We start from the raw sequence: 19,581 nt of genomic DNA, 5'->3' as shown, positions 1-19,581 counted from the left end.
TTCCAGCCAAAGGAAAGGACCAGAAATGGCCATCACCGTCACCGATCCCCGTCCGATCAACCGCGCAGAGGAGGTCCTCACGCCCAAGGCGCTGGCCTTCGTGGAGGAGCTCCACAACCGGTTTGCCGGCACCCGCAACGAGCTCCTGGCGGCCCGCGCCGTCAAGCGGCAGCGCGTGGCGGAAACGGGCAAGCTGGACTTCCTGCCGGAGACCCAGGACGTGCGCGACGGCGACTGGAAGGTTGCGCCCGCACCGGCAGCTTTGCAGGACCGCCGGGTGGAGATGACCGGACCCGCCTCGCCGGCGAAGATGGCCATCAATGCCCTGAACTCCGGCGCCAAGGTGTGGCTGGCGGACCTCGAGGACGCCAGCACGCCCACCTGGGCCAACGTCATCGACGCCATCCTGAACCTCCGCGATGCCGCCCAGGGCACGCTCAGCTACACCTCGGAGGAAGGCAAGGAATACCGGCTCCGCACCGACGCGCCGCTCGCCGTCGTGGTGGCCCGCCCGCGCGGCTGGCACATGCAGGAGAAGCACCTCCTGGTCAACGGCGAACCCGCCGTGGGCGCATTGGTGGACTTCGGCCTGCACTTCTTCCACATCGCCAAACAACTGGTCCTCAACGGGCAGGGCCCGTACTACTACCTGCCGAAGATGGAAAGCCACCTCGAAGCGCGGCTGTGGAACGACGTGTTCGTTTTCGCCCAGGACTTCCTCGGACTGCACCAGGGCACCATCCGCGCCACGGTGCTGATCGAGACCATCCCGGCGGCGTTCGAGATGGACGAGATCCTCTATGAACTGCGGGACCACGCCTCCGGCCTCAATGCCGGGCGCTGGGACTACCTGTTCAGCATCATCAAGTACTTCCGGGACGCCGGCGAGGAATTCGTCCTGCCGGACCGCGCGTCCGTGGCGATGACCGCCCCGTTCATGCGCGCCTACACCGAACTCCTGGTCAAGACCTGCCACCGGCGCGGCGCCTTCGCCATGGGCGGCATGGCCGCGGTCATCCCCAACCGGCGCCACCCCGAAGTCACCGAGGCCGCCTTCGAGAAGGTCCGCGCGGACAAGACCCGCGAGGCCAACGACGGCTTCGACGGCTCCTGGGTTGCCCACCCGGACCTGGTGCCCACCTGCCGCGAAGTCTTCGACTCCGTGCTCGGCGACAAGCCCAACCAGGTGGACAAGCAGCGGCCCGAGGTGTCGGTCACCGCGGAGCAGCTGCTGGACGTGCAGTCCGCCGGCGGCCAGGTCACCGAGGCCGGCCTGCGCCTGAACCTCTACGTGGCCGTTGCCTACACGGCCGTGTGGCTGTCCGGGAACGGCGCCGTGGCCATCCACAACCTCATGGAGGACGCCGCCACGGCCGAGATTTCCCGCTCGCAGGTGTGGCAGCAAATCCGCAACAAGTCCATCCTCGCGGACACCGGCAACACGGTCACCAGGGAGCTGGTGGAAAAGATCCTGGCGGAGGAAACCGAGCGGCTGCGCACCGAATTCGGGGACGAGGCGTTCCGCCGCTACTACCAGCCGGCCAGCGAACTGATCGCAGACATCTGCCTGTCGGATGATTACACCGACTTCCTCACCACGCCCGCCTACGAGCTGGTGGGCTGAGATGGCAGCACCCAAGTCCTCGCTCTCCGCGGGGGACCTCGCGCACATCGACGGGCAGCTTGCTGCCACGGACCGGCTGCTGGAACAGAACTACCCGGGCGACGACGGCTCCCGCCAGCCCGTGCACACGGTGTACGTCCCCGCGGACCGTTTCACGGCGTCGTTCGCGGCCGACTGGGGCGCCCAGGCAACGGCGACGGCGGAAGCACACGGCGGGTTCGGAAAACTCTGCGAACTGCTGGGCCAGGACGCCGCGCTGGCACAGGCTGTAGCCCCGCGGGTCGAAGCGAAGCTTTCCAGCGAGCCGATCGAAGACCTGCGCCTGGACTTCGAGGACGGGTTCGGGGACCGGGGCGACGACGCCGAGGACGCCGCAGCGGTTGCGGCAGCGTCCGTGGTGGCCCAGGCCGTGGCGGCGGGGTCCGCTCCCCCGTTCATCGGCATCCGCTTCAAGTGCTTTGAGGCTCCCACCCGGGCCCGTGGCCTGCGGACGCTCGACCTGTTCGTGTCCGGCCTGGCCGCAGCCGGCGAACTGCCGGACGGCCTGGTCCTCACCCTGCCCAAGGTCACCACGGTGGCCCAGGTCCAGGCCATGGACTATGCGGTCTCCCGGCTCGAGGAGATCCACGGGCTGGCCGCCGGCCAACTCCGGTTCGAGGTGCAGGTGGAAACGCCGCAGCTGATCCTGGGCCCGGACGGCACGTCACCGGTGGCGCAGCTCCCGCACGCCGTCCCCGGCAGGATCAGCGGCCTGCACTACGGCACCTACGACTACTCGGCGTCGCTGCAGATCTCCGCCGAATACCAGTCCATGGAGCACCCGGTTGCCGACTTCGCCAAGGAAGTCATGCAGCTCGCCGTGGCAGGCACCGGCATCCGGCTCTCCGACGGGTCCACCAACATCATCCCGGTGGGCGACAACGTGGAGAACGCCTGGCAGCTGCACGGGCGCCTGGTCCGAAGGTCGCTGGAACGGGGCTACTACCAGGGCTGGGACCTGCACCCGGCCCAGCTGCCCAGCCGCTTCGCAGCCACCTATGCCTTCTACCGCGAGGGCCTGCCGGCCGCCGCCGCCCGCCTGCGCAACTACGTGGAGCGGACCGAAGGCGGCGTGATGGACGAGCCCGCCACCGCCCGCGCCCTGGCCGCGTTCGTCCTGCGCGGCGTCCAGTGCGGCGCAGTGGGTGCGGAGGAAGTCCAGGCGCTTGCCGGCGTCGGACTTCCGCAGCTCACGGCGCTGGCCCATCCGCGGCTTGCCACTACTTCCAACTCCTAAGCAAAGGATTCCTTTCATGGGCAAGTACTACTCCCCCAGCGGCGGACTCCCGCCGCAGACCCACCTCACCACCGAACGGGCCATCGTCACCGAGGCCTACACGGTGATCCCCAAGGGCGTCATGACGGACATCGTCACGTCCAACCTGCCGGGTTTTTCGAACACCCGGTCGTGGATCATCGCCCGTCCCATCTCGGGTTTCGCCACCACCTTCTCCCAGCTGATCGTCGAGATCGGCCCGGGTGGCGGGGCCCCGAAGGCCGAATTCGAGGCCGGGGTGGAGGGCGTCCTTTTCGTGACGCGGGGCAAGGTCAACCTCACCCTGGACGGCGAACTGCACCCGCTGGAGGAGGGCGGCTACGCCTACCTGGCTGCAGGTTCGGAATGGGGCCTGGAAAACGTCTCTGACGATGTCGTGTCCTTCCACTGGATCCGCAAGGCCTACGAGCGCCTGGAAGGGTACGAGGCCAAGTCCTTCGTCACCAACGAAAAGGACGTGGAGCCCACGTCCATGCCGGACACCAATGACGTCTGGAAGACCACGCGGTTCACGGACTCGAACGACCTCGCCCATGACATGCAGGTGAACATCGTGACGTTCCAGCCCGGCGGGGTCATCCCGTTCCCCGAAACGCATGTGATGGAACACGGCCTGTACGTGCTGGAAGGCAAGGCCATGTACCTGCTGAACAACGACTGGGTGGAGGTGGAGGCGGGCGACTTCATGTGGCTGCGCGCCTTCTGCCCGCAGGCCTGCTATGCCGGTGGCCCCGGTGAATTCCGCTACCTGCTCTACAAGGACATGAACCGCCAGGTGAAGCTCACCTAAGCGCCCCTGACCCATCCGGGCAGACAGCAGAGGCCGTTATGGAATGTCCATAACGGCCTCTGCTGTTGATGCTGTTGGTCAGGCGCCGGGGTTCAGGACCACCTTGATGCAGCCGTCTTCCTTCTTCTGGAACTTCTCGTACAGGGCAGGCGCCCCGTCCAGGCCCGAACGGTGGGTGACCAGGTCCATGACACCCAGCGGATCGCCGTCGTCCTCCACGAGCGGGAGGATGTCATCGGTCCAGCGACGCACGTTGCACTGGCCCATGCGCACCTGGAGCTGCTTGTCGAACATGGTGAGCATCGGCATGGGGCTGGCCTGTCCGCCGTACACGCCGCTCAGGGACAGCGTGCCGCCGCGGCGTACCGCGTCGATGGAGGCGTGCAGGGCCGCGAGTCGGTCCACGCCGCCGGTCTCCATCGCCTTCTGGGCCAGCTTGTCGGGCAGGAGGCCCAGCGCCTGGTGGGCAAATCCTGCCACCGGGGATCCATGGGCTTCCATGCCGACGGCGTCAACCACCGCGTCCGGGCCGCGCCCGGCGGTCATGTCCCGGAGTTCGTCTCCAATGGTCTTGCTGTAATCGAGCGTTTCCACGCCGTGCCGTGCCGCCATTTCCCGCCGTTCAACGACGGGGTCGATGCCAATAACCCGGAAACCGCGGTGCACCCCGATGCGGCTGGCGAACTGGCCAACCGGCCCCAGGCCGAACACTGCGAGCGTGCCGCCCGCCGGGACGTCCGCGTATTCCACGGCCTGCCAGGCGGTGGGGAGGATGTCGGAAAGGAACAGGTAGCGTTCGTCCGGAAGCTCGCTGCCCACCTTCACGGGCCCGTAATCGGCGTGCGGCACGCGCAGGTACTCGGCCTGGCCGCCGGGGACTGACCCGTACAGCTCGGAGTAGCCGAAGAGGGCGGCACCGGATCCCTTTTCCTTGACCTGGGTGGTCTCACACTGGGACTGCAGGCCCTGCTTGCACATGTAACAGGAGCCGCAGGAAATATTGAACGGAACCACCACGCGGTCGCCCTTGCGGAGATTCGAAACGCCACTGCCTACTTCCTCCACGATGCCCATCGGCTCGTGGCCAATGACGTCGCCCTTGTGCATGTAGGGGCCCAGGACCTCATAGAGGTGCAGGTCGGAGCCGCAGATCGCGGTGGAGGTGATCCGGACGATCGCGTCCGTGGGTTCCTGGATGACGGGATCGGGCACTTCTTCAACGCTTACCGACCGCTTTCCTTGCCACGTCAGTGCTTTCACAATCTCCCTTTCGTCTGCTGTGCCCCTGGGGTTCTCCCGGGGCGGGGCAGGGCACCCGCGGCACCCTTTCTTCGACGCTATCTGTTTTGGGCGAAAAAAGTAAGCATGCTGATTAAAAGCTTGTGGCCGCCGTCGGCTGCTCATAGCGTAGGAAGGGACCAAGGGAAGACCACGTGAAAGAGGAACGCCATGTCGTTGTACCAGCCGGAACCGGTCGAGATCTCCACCCGCATGCGTCCGGGTGAATGGACGGAAGAAAGCCTGGCGGAACTGGTCAGCACCTACCGCACGCGCGTCCGGGAAATGGGGGCGCCGGCCACAGAGGTGGCCACCGACATCGAGCGGAACGACGACGGCTCGGTGAAGGTGGTGGTGTCGTGGACAAAGCCCGCCATCGCCGGCGACGAGGATTCCGTGCCGGGCGGGCAGCCACTGTAGGCCGGTCAGCCTTCCTGGCGGTGCGGCTGCAGCGCAAGCAGCCGGCCGATGGCGCTTGAGCCCAGGTTCTGGAGCAACTGGCGCGGCCCGTCGAAGACCTCAACGGCACCCGCTTCGCGGAGCTGTGCCGCCTGGATTCCACCGCAGGTAAGTCCGATGGCAGGAATGCCCAGCGCGCCCGCCGCCTTCATGTCCCATACAGCGTCGCCCACGTAAACGGCATTGGCAGCCTCGACACCCACGGCCTCCAGGGCGGCTTCCAGGATGTCCGGTGCAGGCTTGCTCTCCTCCGCGTCGTTGGCGCTGGTGGCGGCATCAATGAAGGAGTCGGCGTCCAGCACGGAGCGCATGACCTGCAGGTCCCTTTCCCGCGCCGAGGACGCCAGGGCCACGGCCAGGCCTCCGGCATGGCACTGGCCCAGCAGGTCCTTGGCGCCATCAAGGGTGCGGAGCGAGGGCCAGTGCGAGGCATACAGCGCGCCATGGCTGGCCATGATGTCCTCATCCTCATCCCGGTTCCGGCCATCCGGAAGGAGGGTGTCCACCAGCCGGGCGCCGCCCATGCCCACGAGCTGGTGGATGGCTGCCATGGGGACGTCGTGGCCATACTGGCGGAAGGCATTCCACCAGGCGATGGTATGGATGTACGACGAGTCGATCAGCGTACCGTCGACGTCAAACAGGACCCCCCGGCGGGGGCCGCCAGGGGGTGTGGTGGATTCGGCCATCAGCCCACCGCTGCCCGTCGGGCGCCGGGGGCCTTTTTCAGCTTGGCCGCTTCCTCCTTGGGAGAACTGACCGGCCGGACGCGTTCCCGGATGACGGATCCGGCGCCGTCCAGGCTCTTGTCCCGGATCAGGCCCGTGCCGGCAATTTCCCGGGCCATCGCAACGCCCGCCACAGCGGCCCGCTTGGTGGGGAAGGTAACCGAGATGGCCATCAGGTTCCCGCTTCCGTCCATCATCCTGATCCGGTAACCGCCGTCAGGGGCATCCACGAGTTCAAAAAATCCGGCCATAACTATCACTCCTCCGTCAATCACGGCACTGTGCTTGGGAGCACTCCATGAGGTGTTAGTAAGTATACTTATCTATCCTGCGAAGGAGAAGTTCCGGCCCCGTCCGCGCCGCCTCAGCGCGTATCCGCCTGTGCAGACGGAAGGGGGGTGTCACTGCGCCGAACCGTATCCTGATGAAGCTCCAGGGCGCTAGTCACAAGGGCGAAGTGGCTGAATGCCTGCGGTGTGTTACCCAGTTGGCGCCCGGCTTTCACCGCCCACTCCTCGCTCAGGAGCCCCACGTCGTTGCGCAGTTCCAGCAGGCGTTCGAAGAGCTCGCGCGATTCCTCGTGGCGCCCCGCCCCCAGGAGCGCCTCCACCATCCAGAATGAGCACGCCAGGAAGACGCCCTCGTCGCCCGGCAGGCCGTCGTCGCTCTCTTCCGGCTTGTACCGCAGCACGAAACCGTCCTGGGTCAGCTCCCGCTGAATGGCGTCGATGGTTCCTATGACCTTGGGGTCGTCGTTCGGCAGGAAACCCACCCTCGGAATCAGCAGCAGGCTGGCATCGAGCTCCGGCCGGCCGTAGGACTGCACAAACGTATTGCGCCGGGCATCGAACCCGTTGGCCATGATGTCCCCGCGGATCTGCTCCCGCAGCGCCTCCCAGCGCTCCACCGGACCCGGCAGCCCGGACTCCCGCACGCCCTTCACCATCCGGTCCGCGGCCACCCACGCCATGACCTTGGAGTGGGTGAAGTGCCGGCGCGGCCCCCGCATCTCCCAGAGCCCGTTGTCCGGCTGGTCCCAGATGGTTTCCAGGTGCTCCATCAGGGCGATCTGCACGTCCCAGGCCTCATCCGTGTGCTTCAGCAGCGAGTTCCGGGTCAGCGCGAGGCAGTCAAGGACCTCGCCCCACACATCCAGCTGGAACTGTTCCGCAGCCGCGTTTCCGATCCGCACAGGTGACGAGTTTTCGTAGCCCTTCAGCCAGGGCAGCTCCATCTCGGGCAGCCGCCGCTCGCCATGGATTCCGTACATGATCTGCAGGTCGGCGGGGTCGCCGGCCACGGCCCGGAGCAGCCAGTCCCGCCAGGCGGCCGCCTCGGCGGTGTATCCGGCGGCCAGCAGGGCCTGCAGGGTCATGGCGGCATCCCGCAGCCAGCAGTAGCGGTAGTCCCAGTTCCGCTGGCCGCCCGGCTGCTCCGGAAGGGATGTGGTGACGGCGGCGACGATGCCCCCGGTGGGGGCATAGGTGAGCGCCTTGAGCGTCACCAGGGATCGGACCACCGCGTCCTGGTATTTTCCCTTGACGGTGCACTGCGAGGACCAGCCCCGCCAGAATGCGTAGGTGCTGTCAAGGACGTCCTCGGCATCAACACTGACCGGCCGGCCCACATGGCTTGGTGCCCAGGTGAGCACGAACGGCACCTTCTCGCCGGCGCTCACGGTGAAGTCGCTGATGGTGTGCATGTTCTCGCCGTGCAGGGGCGCAGGGGTGACCAGGTAGACGGCGTCCGGGCCGGCAATGGCGTGCAGCCCGCGCTTGTCCTTGCGGACCCATGGCACGATGTGGCCGTAGTCGAACCTCAGGACCAGCTCCCCGTGCATCTTGACTGTGCCGCTGATGCCCTCCACGATGCGGACAATGTCAGCAACGGAATCCCTGGGCGGCATGAAGTCCGTGACCCGCACCGTTCCGTCCGGCGTCTCCCACTCCGTATCCAGCACCAGGCTGCCGTCGCGGTAGCTCCGCCGGGTGCACGGTCCGCCGCCCTCCGGCGCCAGCAGCCAGCGACCCGAGTCAGGGGTGTCCAGCAGGGCGTTGAAGCACGCCGGGGAATCGAACCGCGGGAGGCAGAGCCAGTCAATGGAGCCTTCCTTGCTGACCAGCGCCCCTGTTTGAAGGTCGCCAACTACCGCATAGTCTTCGATTCGCGCCATGACATTACCCTGCCACACAGGGCTCCGAAGGGAAGGGGAATGTGCAGGTGTAGCCTGAGGCAAATGGCTATCCACATCGGCACCTCCGGCTGGAGCTACGACCACTGGGAGAACGTCCTGTACCCGCCCGGGCTGCCCGTCCGGGACAGGCTCCAGTGCTACGTCGCCAGGTTCAGCACGGTTGAACTGAACGCCAGTTTCTACCGGTGGCCCAGGGACACCACCTTCGCAGGCTGGAACAGGCGCCTCCCGCCCGGATTCAGCATGTCCGTCAAGGCACCCCGCGGGCTGACCCACGCACGCAAGCTCTATTCACCGGAGGTGTGGATTGAGCGCATCACCAGGTGCTGGCATGAGCTGGGGGACAAACGGGCCGTGCTCCTGGTCCAGCTGCCGCCGCAGCTGGAGCGCGACGACGCCCGGCTGGATTATTTCCTGGCCGCGCTCCCCTCCTGGATCAGGGTGGCCGTGGAGTTCAGGCACCCCAGCTGGGATTGCCCCGAAGTGTTCGCCCTGCTGGAGCGGCACCAGGCGGCCTACTGCATCATGAGCGGCGCCAACCTCCCCTGCATCCTGCGCACCACCGCGCCGTTCGCCTACGTCCGGCTTCACGGGCCGGATCACGAGCACCTGTACGGCGGCTCCTACTCGGACGCCGACATGCACTGGTGGGCAGACCGGATCCGCGAGTGGGACGGCGCGGGCATCGACGTGTACGCCTACTTCAACAACGACGGCGGCGGGAACGCTGTGCGGAACGCCGAGACCCTGCGGGCTTTCCTGGGCGTCAGCTGATGCCTGCTGCCGCCCTGTGGCAGAGTTAGGGCATGGACACGGCTCCGCAGAACCCAGCCCAGGACACGGCACACACACCGCGGCAGAACAAAAAAGGCCAGTACGCACTGTCGGGAAGCCAGTTCTTCCGGCTGGCGCACAGGCTTTCTGATGCGGTCAACGATGTCCGGATCACCCTCGCCAAACGGTGGGACTTCGTGCCGCAGACCATCGCCTACCAGGGCTACGGTTCCACCACCCGTGTACGGGTGCTGGGGCGGGTGCTGCTGACCCAGAAGCCGTTACCGGGAAGCAAAGCCGAGCACGAAGCGAAAAACGGGAACCAGAACATCCGGGGCTGGCGCGCCTTCACCGGGGTGCCGCTGCAGTTTACCGACGTCGAAATCACCATCGGCGACGTGGTCACCCACGTCACGGCGGACCGGGGCGGACTCATCGACACCGAGGTGGATGTCCAGCTGTCCCCCGGCTGGCATACGGCAGTCCTGCGCGCCGAGGGAACCGAGCCGGCGGAAGCACTGATCCAGGTCATCGCGCCCGGCGTGCAGTTCGGCATCGTCTCCGACATTGACGACACCGTCATGGTGACCGCCCTGCCCCGGCCATTCCTGGCGCTGTGGAACACCTTCGTGCTCAGCGAACGGGCGCGCATGGCCACGCCGGGAATGGCCGTGCTGCTGGACCGGCTGACCATTGAGCATCCCGAGGCCCCCGTTATCTACCTGTCCACCGGCCCCTGGAACGCCGCCCCCACGCTGGGGCGCTTCCTGACCCGCAACATGTACCCCAAGGGTGCGCTGCTGTTGACGGACTGGGGCCTTACCCAGGACCGCTGGTTCCGCAGCGGCCAGGACCACAAGCACCGCAACCTGGAGCGGCTTGCCGAGGAATTCCCGGACATGCGGTGGCTCCTGATCGGCGACAACGGCCAGCATGATGAGGCCATCTACTCCGCCTTCGCCGCCGGGAACCCGGAAAAGGTTGCGGCCATCGCCATCCGGCAGCTGTCCGTCAGCGAATCGGTCTTCGCCGGCGGCCACTCCGAGGACGGCGACCACACCACCTCCCGGGTGCCGTGGATCTACTCCCCGGACGGCGCCGGCATCGCCAAGCAGCTCGCCATGCTGGACCTGCTCCGGGGCTGACCATTCCGGGGCCGGCCCCGTTGCGTCCTACGCCCCGGCACCCAGGGGTGCGCCGTCGTCGGGCGCTTCATTGCCCAACAACTCCCCGTTGTCGAGCAAATCCTCACGGTCCAGCACATCCTCACTGCCGAGCAGATCCGGAACCACGGCCTGGGCGATGGTGGCGTCAGCAGCGGCAGCCAGGTCACGTTCCTCGATGAGCTCCTGGTACCAGAAGTAGGATGCCTTGGGCGTGCGGTCCAGTGTTTCAAAGTCGACGTGCAGCAGGCCAAAGGGCTGCTTGTAGCCGGCGGACCACTCGAAGTTGTCCAGGAAGGACCACACGTAGTAGCCACGCAGGTCAACGGACTCTGCCACGCCGCCGGGGGCCGTGGCCCGCAGTGCGGTTTCAAGGTGGTCGGAGATGTACTTCAGCCGCCGCTCGTCCGGGATGAACCGGGTGTTGGTGGACTTGTCCCGGACGATGATGTCCTCGAAGCTGGCCCCGCCTTCGGTGATGATCACCGGCGGCAGGTTGGGATACCGGTCCGCCATCTCCTTCAGGGCCACGGCCATGTACTCCGGCTTGACCGGCCACCCGTAGGCGGTGATGTCCGCTTCCGGCCAGGCTTCCACGTGGAATGGCGTGGCACCGCTGCCCGTGGCGTTGAGGTCGCTGCCCATGGCTTCCGCCATGCTTGACGGCACTGTACCGCTGCCTGGCCCCGCCGCCACCTTGGTGGGCATGTAGTAGTTGAGCCCGTAGAAGTCCAGGGGCTGGGAAATGATCTCCATGTCCTCGTCGGGGTGTTCAAAGGAGCTGAAGAACTTTGCGGCGCGGATCAGGTCGGGGTATTTGCCCGTCAGGACCGGGTCCGCGTAGAGCCGGTTCTGGCCCAGGTCCATAACCCCGGCGCTGATCTTGTCCAGCGGGTTGATCGAGTTCGGCACCATGGGCGAGTAGACGTTGGTCATCCCGATTTCGCCCGGCACCTTGGCAGCGCGCAGGGCCTGGACGGCGAGCCCGTGGCCCAGCAGCTGGTGGTGGACGGTGGGGAAGGCGCCCAGGGCCAGCTCCTTGCCGGGTGAGTGCAGGCCGAATGCATAGCCATTCGCGCTCACGGTGGCCGGTTCGTTGATGGTGACCCAGCGTGCCACCCGGTCCCCGAACGACTCAGCCACGATCGCGGCGTACTCCCCCAGCCGGTAGGCGGTGTCCCGGTTCATCCAGCCGCCTGCTTCATCCAGTTCCAGGGGCGTGTCCCAGTGGTAGATGGTGGCCATGGGCGAGATGCCGTTGGCCAGGAGCTCGTCCAGGAGCCGGTCATAGAACGCCAGCCCTGCGCGGTTGGCCGGCCCGGTCCCGCCGGGCTGGATGCGCGGCCAGGAGAAGGAGAACCGGTAGGAATCGACGCCCAGCTGCTTCAGGAGGGCCACGTCCTGCGGCATCCGGTGGTAATGGTCCGTGGCCACGACGGGGCTGTGGTCCTCCACGATGGCGCCGGGCCTGGCCGCGAACCTGTCCCACCCCGAGGGCCCGCGGCCATCCTCATCCAGCGCCCCTTCAATCTGGAATGCTGCGGTTGCGACGCCAAGCGTGAACCCCGGGGGGATGAGCGCTGCGAGGTCCTTGGCGGTGATGTGCATTGGGGTCCAGCCTTTTGGTCACGGTGGTTTGGGTACGTCCCAGAATGTCACAGCGCAGGACGGCTGACGAGCAGCAACTCCGCGGCGGGCACCGGCGGCTACTGTGAACCGAAAAGGAACTCCTTGGCGTGCGCCACTGCCTTGCGAAAGGCGTCGTTGCGCAGGGTCACCAGGTGCTCGGAATCGCCGTCGGACGGTTCCAGGTAGCCGGTGTACCCGGGCCGCAGGACCCAGATGTCCCCCGCCGGGGGCAGGTAGAACACGCCGAAGGAACGCTGCTGCCTCTCGTCGGCCGTCCAGACCGGGACCGCCGCCAAGGCCGCACCGGTGGCAGGGTTGATCCACTGCGCGCGCGGCAGCGGCTGTTCGTGCGCCTCGGGGTCCAGGAAGGGCGCGGTTCCCGGACCCCAGCGCTGCTCAAAGCGCTCATGGAATGCGGGAATGAGGTGTGAATCGTAGCGCCGCCAGTCGCTCATGCAGCTTTCCGCCTCCTTGGATGAATGGCACTGCGTTGGTTGGTTTTACGGGGTTCAGGGCCCGCTTCAGGGCCGGATTCAGGACCAGCTTTAGGGCCGGGGCCGTTTTCAGGCCCAGGGCCCGCTCTCCCACCGCACGGGGGTGACACGGATGGGAGGCCCGGACGGGCCGCCGGTGCTGCGGACTTTGCGGACCGGAACGATGGTGGGCACCGCCGCCGTCAGCCTCCGGTCGTACTCGGCCCGGCGCCCGGGGTCACGCAGCACGTTGAACGCCTGCATGATCCTCAGGAGTTCGTCACGCTGCCCGGGGTTGCGCGCCACCGCCGGCTGGCTCCCCCCTGGCTGATTGTTCCCGTCCGCCTGCGCGCCGTCCATGTCCGGATGGTGGCTGCGCATGAGGGCCCGGTACGCATGGGAGATTTCCTGCCGGGTGGCATCCCGGCCCACGCCGAGGATGGTGTAGTAATCGGGGACGTCATTCATGCCAGCCTCCTGCTCCGCCGGTGCCCCTGCCGGGCCGGCAGGGGCACGCGAAGGAAAGCCCTACGTGTTGATCTGCTGCATCCCGCCCTGCTGGGTCTGGATTTCGATCCTGCGCGGCTTGGCCTGTTCTGCAACCGGTATCCGCAGGGTCAGGACGCCCTGGTCGTAGCTGGCCTTGATCTTGTCGGTGTCCAGGGTGTCGCCCAGGATCAGCTGGCGGCTGAACACGCCGCGGGGACGCTCAGAGGCCACCAGTTCCACATTGGGCTGCGTGGGGTCCTGGCGCTCGGCCCGCACAGTCAGGACGTTTCGCTCGACGTTCAGGTCCAGCGAATCCACCTTCACTCCGGGAAGGTCGAACGCCACCACGAACTCGCCGTCCTCCTGCCAGGCGTCCATGGGCATGGCGGCCGGACGGGCGGCAGTCCCAAAGACCTGCTGCGTGAGCCGGTCCAGCTCACGGAACGGGTCCGTACGCATCAACATCATTTCCCACTCCTTCAGCTTCCAAGTGTTGATCTGCGTCTGCTCCACTATCACCTAATCTATGGCGGTGGATATAGATTTTTTATAGCACTCGTGGGAAACTGAAGCAAGACACGGGCCGCAGCGATTTTTGGGAGTACACATGGCAGAACCTGATGCGGGACGGCCTGCGCGCTCCGCCGGCTCACGGGCCCTGTACGCCATCTCGGTGGCCGCGGAGCTCACGGGAACCGGGCAGCAGAACATCAGGCTGTACGAAACCAAGGGGCTGCTGACGCCGTCGAGGACGGCAGGCGGCACCCGCCAATACAGCGATGACGACATTGCCGTACTGCAGCGGATCGGCGAGCTCCTCGAGGAGGGGCTGAACCTGGCAGGCGTTGCCAAGGTCCTGGAGCTGGAGGCAGCGAATGTGAAATTGCACAGGGCCCTGAAGCGCGCCAGGTCCCGGCCGCAGTGATGCAGCCGGGACCTGGCTGCAGCGAATCAGCCGAGCGACACAACCGGAATCAAGCAGCCGCGGTGACGCAACTGCAGTGAATTAGCCTGCCGGGGAGGGCGTTACTCCCGGGCGGATTCTTCCTTCGACAGCTCTCCCGTGACCGGCTCCCCGGGGATTCGCGCTGTCCGCCAGGTGTCCAGCGCGATGACTCCGCCCAGGATGAGCAGCGAGAGGGAAAACGATGCAAGGGTATCGGTGGGCCAGTGGTAGCCCAGGTAGAGCCGGCTGCCGATGGCGAGGATGATTCCGATTCCGGCCCCGATGAAACCGAACACCGCTGAGCGGGGGTTCCGGCGCCGGGAGAAGATCAGGTAGGCGCCCACCAGCAGGAAGTCGCAGGCTCCCAGGACGTGCCCGGACGGGTACGAGAAGGTCTGGTCCGCACCGAACAGCATCTGGTCAACGGGAGGCCGCGAGCGCTGGACGATGTGCAGGATGATCTGGGAGATGATCACCCCGGTCAGCATCGCGGACGCCAGCAGGATGGGGCGCCAGGCGTGTTTGGCCGCGAAGCCCCAGACGAGGATCACCACCAGCACGATGATGGGCAGGGCGATGGGGCCGAAGAACACGGCCAGGAAGATCATGAACGCGGTAAGTGCCCCTGAACGGGTTGTCAGCAGCCAGTCGTGCACCGGCTGGTCTGCAACGGTAAGGCCGACACCCTGCACCACGCTGATCAGCGTGGCGATAAAGAGTGCCAGCCCCACCACCGCCAGGATGACCGATGCACGGTAAAGGCGGCGCCGGTCGGCAGGATCGATGTAGCGCTCCTCCACCACGAACTTCTCATGGAAGGTGTGCCACCTGCCCGAGTTTCTCTGCGTGACTGCGGAACCTGCTGATTTTTGTGCCAATGTGCTGCCCGTCCCTGCGCCCTGTTGAATGCACGCCGTGTATGCGTGTTGTTGAATGCCTAGGCTGAAGATTATCCCCATGATTGGCCATTCACTCCATCACCGGGTCACCGGCCATGGAGCCGGCCCCGGCCAGGTAGGGCGCCAGGGCGGCCGCCACGGCCAACGGCAGGGCCGGTCCGGGCGACTAGTACGACCCGGTGGTGAACTGCCAGCTCCGGCCGGCCAGCGGATTGCCGGCGAGGTCGCGGATCCCGGCGGCCCCTCCAACCAGGGTCACCGTATACCGGGCCTTGGCGGCCAGGGGTTCCTGGGGATCGAGGATCCACTGGTTGGTGGTGCCGTTGCGGTAGACAGAGGCTGCCACCAAGGCACCGGTGGAAGCGTTCTTCAAAGTGAATGTGGCGGTGCCGGCGCCCTGGACGGCTTCGCTGAAGGTGGCGCTGACGTTGCTGTTCCTGCGGACCAGGAGCGCATTGCTGCCCGGGGTGTAGCTGGTGAGGGTGGGCGCGGGACCGGTGGTGAAACTCCAGCTGGTGGTGGCCAGTGGCGTGCCTGCCGCGTCGCGGATGGCAGAGGTTCCGCCGGCCAGGGTGGCCGTGTAGGTGGTGTCCGCGGCGAGGCTTGCGGCCGGGTCAAGGGTGGCGGTCCTGGTGGTTGCGTTGTACGTGACGGTGGCGGCAATGTTGGTCCCTGCGGCGTTTTTGAGCACGAAGGTCGTGGCGGACACGCCCTGGACGGCGACGCTGAAGGTGGCCGCCACGTTCGTGCCCGCGGCCACGGCGGTGGCCTTGGCGGCCGGCGAAACCGAGGTGACGGTCGGGGCAGGAGCAGGGGCAGGAGCCGTGGCGTCCGCACCGGTAAACAGCAGGCGGTTCGGGGTACCCGCGGTGACGCCGGTGACCACCCCGGAGGTGGCATTGGCTGCCAGTGCCGCGGCCACGTCCGCCGGTGCCAGGGCGGGGTTCTGCGAGAGCAGCAGGGCAGCGGCGCCGGCGGTGTGCGGAGCCGCCATGGATGTTCCGGACATGGACGCCGTGGCCGTGGTGGAGGTGTAGTAGTCGGAGGTGATGCCGACGCCGGGAGCATACAGGTCAACGCAGGACCCAAAGTTGGAGAACGATGCCTGCTTGTCGGTTGCATCGCTGGCCGCCACGGTGACGGCGCCGGACACGCGGGCAGGTGAGCCCGTGCAGGCGTCCACAGCGGAGTTGCCCGCGGCCACCACAGTGGTGACGCCGTCAGCCAGGACGGCCTGGACGGCGCTGTCCACCGTGCTGCTGGCCGCTCCACCCAGGCTGAGGTTGGCCACGGCCGGTGTTCCGGCTGCATGGTTTGCGGCGATCCAGTCCAGGCCGGCCACCACGTCCGAGTTGTAGCCGGACCCGCTGCAGTCCAGCACCCTGACCGACACCAGGGTGGCGCTCTTGGCGACGCCGTACGTGGACCCTGCCACCGTTCCGGCTACGTGGGTGCCGTGGCCGTTGCAGTCAGTGGTGCCGTTGCCATCCGCCACGGCGGTCCAGCCCGCCGCCACCCGGCCGCCAAAGTCGCTGTGCGAGGCCAGGATGCCGGTGTCCACCACGTAGGCCGTCACACCGGCGCCGGACCCGGTCCACGAGTAGCTGCCGGAGAGCGGCAACGCCCGTTGGTCGGCACGGTCCAGGCCCCAGGGGGCCGGCTGCTCGTTCCCGGAAACCGTGAGGGGGGCGTCCGGTTCCACCGACAGCACCTTCCCCGACCTGGCAAGGGCTGCCGCCTGGGCGGGGGTTGCGGTGACAACGGCGCCATGGATTGCGTGCTCAAACGTGCGGCCGACGGCGAGGCCCTGGCCGCGCAGTCCGGCCGTCTCTGAGGCGACGTCCGCAGTGGGGGCGTACTGGACGATGTAGCGTCCGGTTGCAGCGGCGGCGGGTTGGACAGTGACAGCAGCCGCGATAGGAGCAGCGGCGGCGGGCAGGGCTGCCGTGGAAAGGACGACGGCGGAGAGCATCGCCGTGAGCGCAGGCAGCACGAAGAATCGGGTACGCATGTGGGGGTCCTTGCGGTGGCGGTTGGCGGTACCAAAAGGATAGGAGCCGGAAGCGCACGGCTTCCGGCTCCTTGGATGATCCTGTGCCAACCTTCGGCGTTTCCTGCGGCCCGGTTACTGCAGGCCCGGTTCTAGCCCTGGCCTCCTCCAGAGCCGGAGCCGGCTGCTGCATGGTTCCGCCAGCTGTGCTCGGGCTCGAAGCCCAGCAGCCGCCGTGCCTTGTCGATGGAAAGCATCGTTTCGTGCTCGCCCAGTTCCTTGGTGACCTTGACGCCGGGGAACACCTCAGCTGCGAGGCCGGCGCTTGACCGGCTCATGACGGTATCGGCATTGGCAATGATGAAGGCCTCGAATCCTGGCTTGGCGTTCTCCAGCGCCCGCGCCACGGCCTGCGCGCCGTCCCTGCCGTCGATGTAGCCCCACAGGTTCCACTTCCGCAGCATCGCGTCCCCATCGAAGGAAGGGAACTTTTCGTAGTCGGCCTCGTCCATCACGTTGGAGAACCGCAGCCCCGTAATGCTCAGCTCCGGGTCCCACCGCGTCATCTCCACGGCCATCTGCTCCTCCAGCGTCTTCACCAGGGAGTAGGTGCTTTCCGGCCGCGGCGGGTATTCCTCGTCCACCGGGATGTAGGGCGGGTCAATGTCGAACGGCAGCCCCAGCACGGTCTCGCTGGACGCGTACACCACCTTCTTGATGCCGGCGCGCCGCGCGGCCTGGAAGACGTTGTAGGTGGACAGCATGTTGTTCTCGAACGTGGCGGCGTCCGGAAGGATGCCCGGGGCGGGAATGGCTCCCAGGTGCACCACGGCGTCGAACCCGTCATGCCGGTCATCAACCCCCAGCAGCGCGTCCACCACCTGCCCGTAGTTGCGCAGGTCCACTACCAGGAGCCCCGGGCTGCGCTCGCCAGCGCGGTCCAGGGTGAGGACCTGGTGGCCATCGTCGGTGAGCCGGCGCACCACGTGCCGCCCCAGTTTTCCGTTTCCGCCTGTAACGGCAATTCTCATCAGTGTTTCCTTCTGTTGGAGTGCGTTCACCGTGCGGTGTTTCGGTCAGGACGGGGGCCGCGGGGCTGCGAGGAACTGTTCGACGGCGGCGATTGCCACTGCGGTGATCCCGCCTTGATCGCCGCTGCCGTTGACGGACACCAGGATGCCCCGGCCCGCGTACACCGAGACTACTTCATGGGTCTGGCGGTGGTAGAGGTCCAGGCGGCGCCGGAAGACATCGATGGTGTCGTCCGTGCGGCCCTGTTCCGCAGCGCGGCGCTGCATCCGCTCCTCCAGTTCGGCGTCCGGCGCCTGCAGTTCGATGACGGCGTCCAGCGCATGGCCCTGGGCCGCGAGCATGGCATCCAGTTCGGCGGCCTGCGGCGCCGTGCGGGGGTAGCCGTCCAGCAGGAACCCGTGCCTCGCGTCGCCTTCAAGGAGCCGGTCCTTGACCAGTGCGTTGGTTAGGTGGTCAGGTACGAAGTGGCCGCCGTCCAAATACTGCGCAGCCTGGTTCCCCAGGTCTGTCTTCCGGCTTACGTTGCTCCGGAAGATGTCGCCGGTGGACACGGCAGGGACCTGGAAGTGGCGCGCCAGGTGTTCGGCCTGGGTTCCTTTGCCGGAGCCCGGTGGGCCGATGATGAGAAGCCTGGTCATGTTCCTGTCCTTCCGCGGCGGGACCACAGTCAACGGGCCGGCAGAGGCAGCACCGGCTCCCGCATCATTGTGCCGGTTGGTCCTTGCCCGGCGCCAGCAAGCGCTGTCGCCGCCCGGAAGCACATGGGCTTCGCCCCGGCCGGGGATGTATATACTCTGGTTATCGGTTTAGCAGCAGGCCGTTGGAAAGTTCGTCGATCCAGCGACCATCACCGGTTCCCCGCCCTGCTGCGGGGTGCTTGTGTGTTGCAGGCTCGTTTTGACCTGAACGAATGGCACCAGAAAACCGTGGCCAGCGAGTCAACAGCAAAAACCGATACATCCATCACAGAGCACCTGCATGAACTGGTCCTCAACAGCTCCGATGTTGAGGACTTCCTCAATGAACTGGCACAGGTGTCCGCGCGTAACCTCTCGGAGCCAGGCGATGAGATGCTATGCGCCATCACCCTGCTCCGGCAGCGGAAAACCGCCACCGTAGCCAGCAGCAGCCGGGAAGCAAAGTCCATCGGACGCCTTGAGCACAGCTTCGCCGAGACCCCCAGCCTGACGGCATTCACCGTCCAGGAGACAGTCCACGCTCCGGACCTCGAAGGGGACGGCCGCTGGCCGGAATACTCCACGGCAGTTGTGGCACGGGGAGTCAGGTCGGTCGCGGCTCTTCCCTTCCGGCTTGAAGGCGAAACCAAGGCAGCGCTGCTGCTGTACTCCGGCCGGGCCCACCGCTTTGAGGGCCGCGTGCTCAAGTTCGCCGAAGATTTCGTCAGCCAGACCTCGCTGGCACTCCGCCTTGCAGTGCGCTTTGCGCATTACAGCGAGACGGCGGCGAACCTCCGTGCCACGCTGGAGTCCCGCACGGTCATCGATATGGCGGTGGGCATCATCATGGCCCAGAACCGATGCAGCCAGCAGGACGCTTTTGCCATCCTGAAGACCGCGTCGAGCACCCGCAACACCAAGCTGCACGATGTTGCTGCTGCCGTGGTGAATGCCCTGGGCCAGGGCCCGGCGCGCACCCATTACGACGGCTAGGTGTACTGTCCCGCCAGGTTGGTGACACTGGGTTGATTTGAAGCAATAAGAGGACCTCCGGGTGTTGTGTGGTGCTTGTCGAGAGCGAACACAAACCAGGAGGTCCTCGTGTCCCACCGTAACGCGTT

At 66.6% G+C, this 19,581-nt stretch carries 20 protein-coding genes; 8 read left to right on the top strand and 12 right to left on the bottom strand.

The window, feature by feature from the left end:
- Window positions 1–25: 25 nt before the first annotated feature.
- Genes aceB through PUN51_RS19700 form a run of 3 tightly spaced genes read left to right on the top strand, consistent with a single transcriptional unit; the run spans window position 26 to window position 3,729 of the window.
- Window positions 26–1,624, top strand: coding sequence for a malate synthase A (gene aceB / locus PUN51_RS19710; RefSeq protein ID WP_275182239.1), 1,599 nt, complete (start codon window positions 26–28; stop codon window positions 1,622–1,624).
- A 1-nt stretch (window position 1,625) separates the two neighbouring features.
- Window positions 1,626–2,900 carry a DUF6986 family protein gene (locus tag PUN51_RS19705; RefSeq protein WP_275182238.1) on the top strand — a complete coding sequence of 425 codons (1,275 nt, stop codon included), beginning with the start codon at window positions 1,626–1,628 and terminating at the stop codon, window positions 2,898–2,900.
- A 16-nt stretch (window positions 2,901–2,916) separates the two neighbouring features.
- A complete protein-coding gene (locus PUN51_RS19700; RefSeq protein ID WP_275182237.1) occupies window positions 2,917–3,729 on the top strand; it encodes a bifunctional allantoicase/(S)-ureidoglycine aminohydrolase in 813 nt (270 codons plus the stop codon).
- A gap of 78 nt (window positions 3,730–3,807) precedes the next feature.
- Here the strand turns inward: PUN51_RS19700 and PUN51_RS19695 are convergent, their stop codons facing one another.
- Window positions 3,808–4,989, bottom strand: a complete 1,182-nt coding sequence (locus PUN51_RS19695; protein WP_275182236.1) for a zinc-dependent alcohol dehydrogenase — start codon at window positions 4,987–4,989, stop codon at window positions 3,808–3,810.
- Between the two features lie 189 nt (window positions 4,990–5,178).
- Between PUN51_RS19695 and PUN51_RS19690 the strand changes: the two genes are divergently transcribed.
- Window positions 5,179–5,427, top strand: coding sequence for a hypothetical protein (locus tag PUN51_RS19690; protein WP_224027065.1), 249 nt, complete (start codon window positions 5,179–5,181; stop codon window positions 5,425–5,427).
- Window positions 5,428–5,432: 5 nt separating this feature from the next.
- Here PUN51_RS19690 and PUN51_RS19685 read toward each other — a convergent pair whose 3' ends face one another.
- From PUN51_RS19685 to PUN51_RS19675, 3 genes are all read right to left on the bottom strand, one after another.
- On the bottom strand, window positions 5,433–6,155 hold the full coding sequence (locus PUN51_RS19685; RefSeq protein WP_275182235.1) for an HAD family hydrolase: 723 nt from the start codon (window positions 6,153–6,155) through the stop codon (window positions 5,433–5,435).
- Complete coding sequence (locus PUN51_RS19680) at window positions 6,155–6,445, bottom strand: ribosomal protein L7/L12 (RefSeq protein WP_141159327.1); 291 nt, start codon at window positions 6,443–6,445, stop codon at window positions 6,155–6,157. Before PUN51_RS19680 ends, PUN51_RS19685 begins: the two co-directional genes overlap by 1 nt.
- A gap of 113 nt (window positions 6,446–6,558) precedes the next feature.
- A complete protein-coding gene (locus PUN51_RS19675; RefSeq protein ID WP_224027067.1) occupies window positions 6,559–8,367 on the bottom strand; it encodes a glycoside hydrolase family 15 protein in 1,809 nt (602 codons plus the stop codon).
- A 63-nt stretch (window positions 8,368–8,430) separates the two neighbouring features.
- On the opposite strand from PUN51_RS19675, the gene PUN51_RS19670 reads away from it, so the two are divergent.
- Together PUN51_RS19670 and PUN51_RS19665 are read left to right on the top strand one after the other, a co-directional pair.
- Window positions 8,431–9,162, top strand: a complete 732-nt coding sequence (locus tag PUN51_RS19670) for a DUF72 domain-containing protein (RefSeq protein ID WP_224027068.1) — start codon at window positions 8,431–8,433, stop codon at window positions 9,160–9,162.
- Window positions 9,163–9,194: 32 nt separating this feature from the next.
- Window positions 9,195–10,307: an App1 family protein gene (locus PUN51_RS19665; RefSeq protein WP_275182234.1), complete on the top strand. Its 1,113-nt coding sequence runs from the start codon at window positions 9,195–9,197 to the stop codon at window positions 10,305–10,307.
- 27 nt (window positions 10,308–10,334) lie between these two features.
- Here the strand turns inward: PUN51_RS19665 and PUN51_RS19660 are convergent, their stop codons facing one another.
- The 4 genes from PUN51_RS19660 to PUN51_RS19645 form a co-directional block, all read right to left on the bottom strand.
- Window positions 10,335–11,933 carry a glycoside hydrolase family 1 protein gene (locus PUN51_RS19660; protein WP_275182233.1) on the bottom strand — a complete coding sequence of 533 codons (1,599 nt, stop codon included), beginning with the start codon at window positions 11,931–11,933 and terminating at the stop codon, window positions 10,335–10,337.
- 98 nt (window positions 11,934–12,031) lie between these two features.
- On the bottom strand, window positions 12,032–12,409 hold the full coding sequence (locus PUN51_RS19655; protein WP_275182232.1) for a hypothetical protein: 378 nt from the start codon (window positions 12,407–12,409) through the stop codon (window positions 12,032–12,034).
- 108 nt (window positions 12,410–12,517) lie between these two features.
- Window positions 12,518–12,895 (bottom strand): J domain-containing protein, encoded by a 378-nt coding sequence (locus tag PUN51_RS19650; RefSeq protein ID WP_159630613.1) that lies wholly within the window; start codon window positions 12,893–12,895, stop codon window positions 12,518–12,520.
- A gap of 60 nt (window positions 12,896–12,955) precedes the next feature.
- Window positions 12,956–13,381: an Hsp20/alpha crystallin family protein gene (locus PUN51_RS19645; RefSeq protein ID WP_159635154.1), complete on the bottom strand. Its 426-nt coding sequence runs from the start codon at window positions 13,379–13,381 to the stop codon at window positions 12,956–12,958.
- Between the two features lie 142 nt (window positions 13,382–13,523).
- Between PUN51_RS19645 and PUN51_RS19640 the strand changes: the two genes are divergently transcribed.
- Entirely contained in the window at window positions 13,524–13,841 is a 318-nt protein-coding gene (locus PUN51_RS19640; RefSeq protein ID WP_159630611.1) for a MerR family transcriptional regulator, read from the top strand.
- Window positions 13,842–13,942: 101 nt separating this feature from the next.
- Here the strand turns inward: PUN51_RS19640 and PUN51_RS19635 are convergent, their stop codons facing one another.
- The 4 genes from PUN51_RS19635 to PUN51_RS19620 all read right to left on the bottom strand — a co-directional run bounded on the left by PUN51_RS19635 (window position 13,943) and on the right by PUN51_RS19620 (window position 18,421).
- Entirely contained in the window at window positions 13,943–14,740 is a 798-nt protein-coding gene (locus PUN51_RS19635) for a phosphatase PAP2 family protein (RefSeq protein ID WP_224027073.1), read from the bottom strand.
- Between the two features lie 187 nt (window positions 14,741–14,927).
- Entirely contained in the window at window positions 14,928–16,772 is a 1,845-nt protein-coding gene (locus PUN51_RS19630; protein WP_275182231.1) for a S8 family serine peptidase, read from the bottom strand.
- 131 nt (window positions 16,773–16,903) lie between these two features.
- On the bottom strand, window positions 16,904–17,782 hold the full coding sequence (locus tag PUN51_RS19625) for an NAD-dependent epimerase/dehydratase family protein (RefSeq protein ID WP_224027075.1): 879 nt from the start codon (window positions 17,780–17,782) through the stop codon (window positions 16,904–16,906).
- Window positions 17,783–17,827: 45 nt separating this feature from the next.
- A complete protein-coding gene (locus PUN51_RS19620) occupies window positions 17,828–18,421 on the bottom strand; it encodes an adenylate kinase (RefSeq protein WP_159630605.1) in 594 nt (197 codons plus the stop codon).
- 288 nt (window positions 18,422–18,709) lie between these two features.
- Between PUN51_RS19620 and PUN51_RS19615 the strand changes: the two genes are divergently transcribed.
- A complete protein-coding gene (locus PUN51_RS19615) occupies window positions 18,710–19,453 on the top strand; it encodes a GAF and ANTAR domain-containing protein (protein WP_159630603.1) in 744 nt (247 codons plus the stop codon).
- The last annotated feature ends 128 nt before the right edge of the window (window positions 19,454–19,581 follow it).

Source organism: Arthrobacter sp. NQ4 (assembly GCF_029077345.1).
GTDB lineage: Bacteria > Actinomycetota > Actinomycetes > Actinomycetales > Micrococcaceae > Arthrobacter.
The sequence above is the reverse complement of the archived record's forward strand: the minus strand, read 5'-3'. Positions and strand labels throughout refer to the sequence as shown.

What these genes read in the sequence shown, in the direction of transcription:
- aceB (WP_275182239.1), top strand. Translation starts at nt 26, where the DNA reads ATGGCCATCACCGTCACCGATCCCCGTCCGATCAACCGCGCAGAGGAG.
- PUN51_RS19665 (WP_275182234.1), top strand. Translation starts at nt 9,195, where the DNA reads ATGGACACGGCTCCGCAGAACCCAGCCCAGGACACGGCACACACACCG.
- PUN51_RS19650 (WP_159630613.1), bottom strand. Translation starts at nt 12,895, where the DNA reads ATGAATGACGTCCCCGATTACTACACCATCCTCGGCGTGGGCCGGGAT.
- PUN51_RS19670 (WP_224027068.1), top strand. Translation starts at nt 8,431, where the DNA reads ATGGCTATCCACATCGGCACCTCCGGCTGGAGCTACGACCACTGGGAG.
- PUN51_RS19620 (WP_159630605.1), bottom strand. Translation starts at nt 18,421, where the DNA reads ATGACCAGGCTTCTCATCATCGGCCCACCGGGCTCCGGCAAAGGAACC.
- PUN51_RS19685 (WP_275182235.1), bottom strand. Translation starts at nt 6,155, where the DNA reads ATGGCCGAATCCACCACACCCCCTGGCGGCCCCCGCCGGGGGGTCCTG.
- PUN51_RS19655 (WP_275182232.1), bottom strand. Translation starts at nt 12,409, where the DNA reads ATGAGCGACTGGCGGCGCTACGATTCACACCTCATTCCCGCATTCCAT.
- PUN51_RS19630 (WP_275182231.1), bottom strand. Translation starts at nt 16,772, where the DNA reads ATGCGTACCCGATTCTTCGTGCTGCCTGCGCTCACGGCGATGCTCTCC.
- PUN51_RS19625 (WP_224027075.1), bottom strand. Translation starts at nt 17,782, where the DNA reads ATGAGAATTGCCGTTACAGGCGGAAACGGAAAACTGGGGCGGCACGTG.
- PUN51_RS19645 (WP_159635154.1), bottom strand. Translation starts at nt 13,381, where the DNA reads ATGTTGATGCGTACGGACCCGTTCCGTGAGCTGGACCGGCTCACGCAG.
- PUN51_RS19640 (WP_159630611.1), top strand. Translation starts at nt 13,524, where the DNA reads ATGGCAGAACCTGATGCGGGACGGCCTGCGCGCTCCGCCGGCTCACGG.
- PUN51_RS19700 (WP_275182237.1), top strand. Translation starts at nt 2,917, where the DNA reads ATGGGCAAGTACTACTCCCCCAGCGGCGGACTCCCGCCGCAGACCCAC.
- PUN51_RS19675 (WP_224027067.1), bottom strand. Translation starts at nt 8,367, where the DNA reads ATGGCGCGAATCGAAGACTATGCGGTAGTTGGCGACCTTCAAACAGGG.
- PUN51_RS19705 (WP_275182238.1), top strand. Translation starts at nt 1,626, where the DNA reads ATGGCAGCACCCAAGTCCTCGCTCTCCGCGGGGGACCTCGCGCACATC.
- PUN51_RS19690 (WP_224027065.1), top strand. Translation starts at nt 5,179, where the DNA reads ATGTCGTTGTACCAGCCGGAACCGGTCGAGATCTCCACCCGCATGCGT.
- PUN51_RS19660 (WP_275182233.1), bottom strand. Translation starts at nt 11,933, where the DNA reads ATGCACATCACCGCCAAGGACCTCGCAGCGCTCATCCCCCCGGGGTTC.
- PUN51_RS19680 (WP_141159327.1), bottom strand. Translation starts at nt 6,445, where the DNA reads ATGGCCGGATTTTTTGAACTCGTGGATGCCCCTGACGGCGGTTACCGG.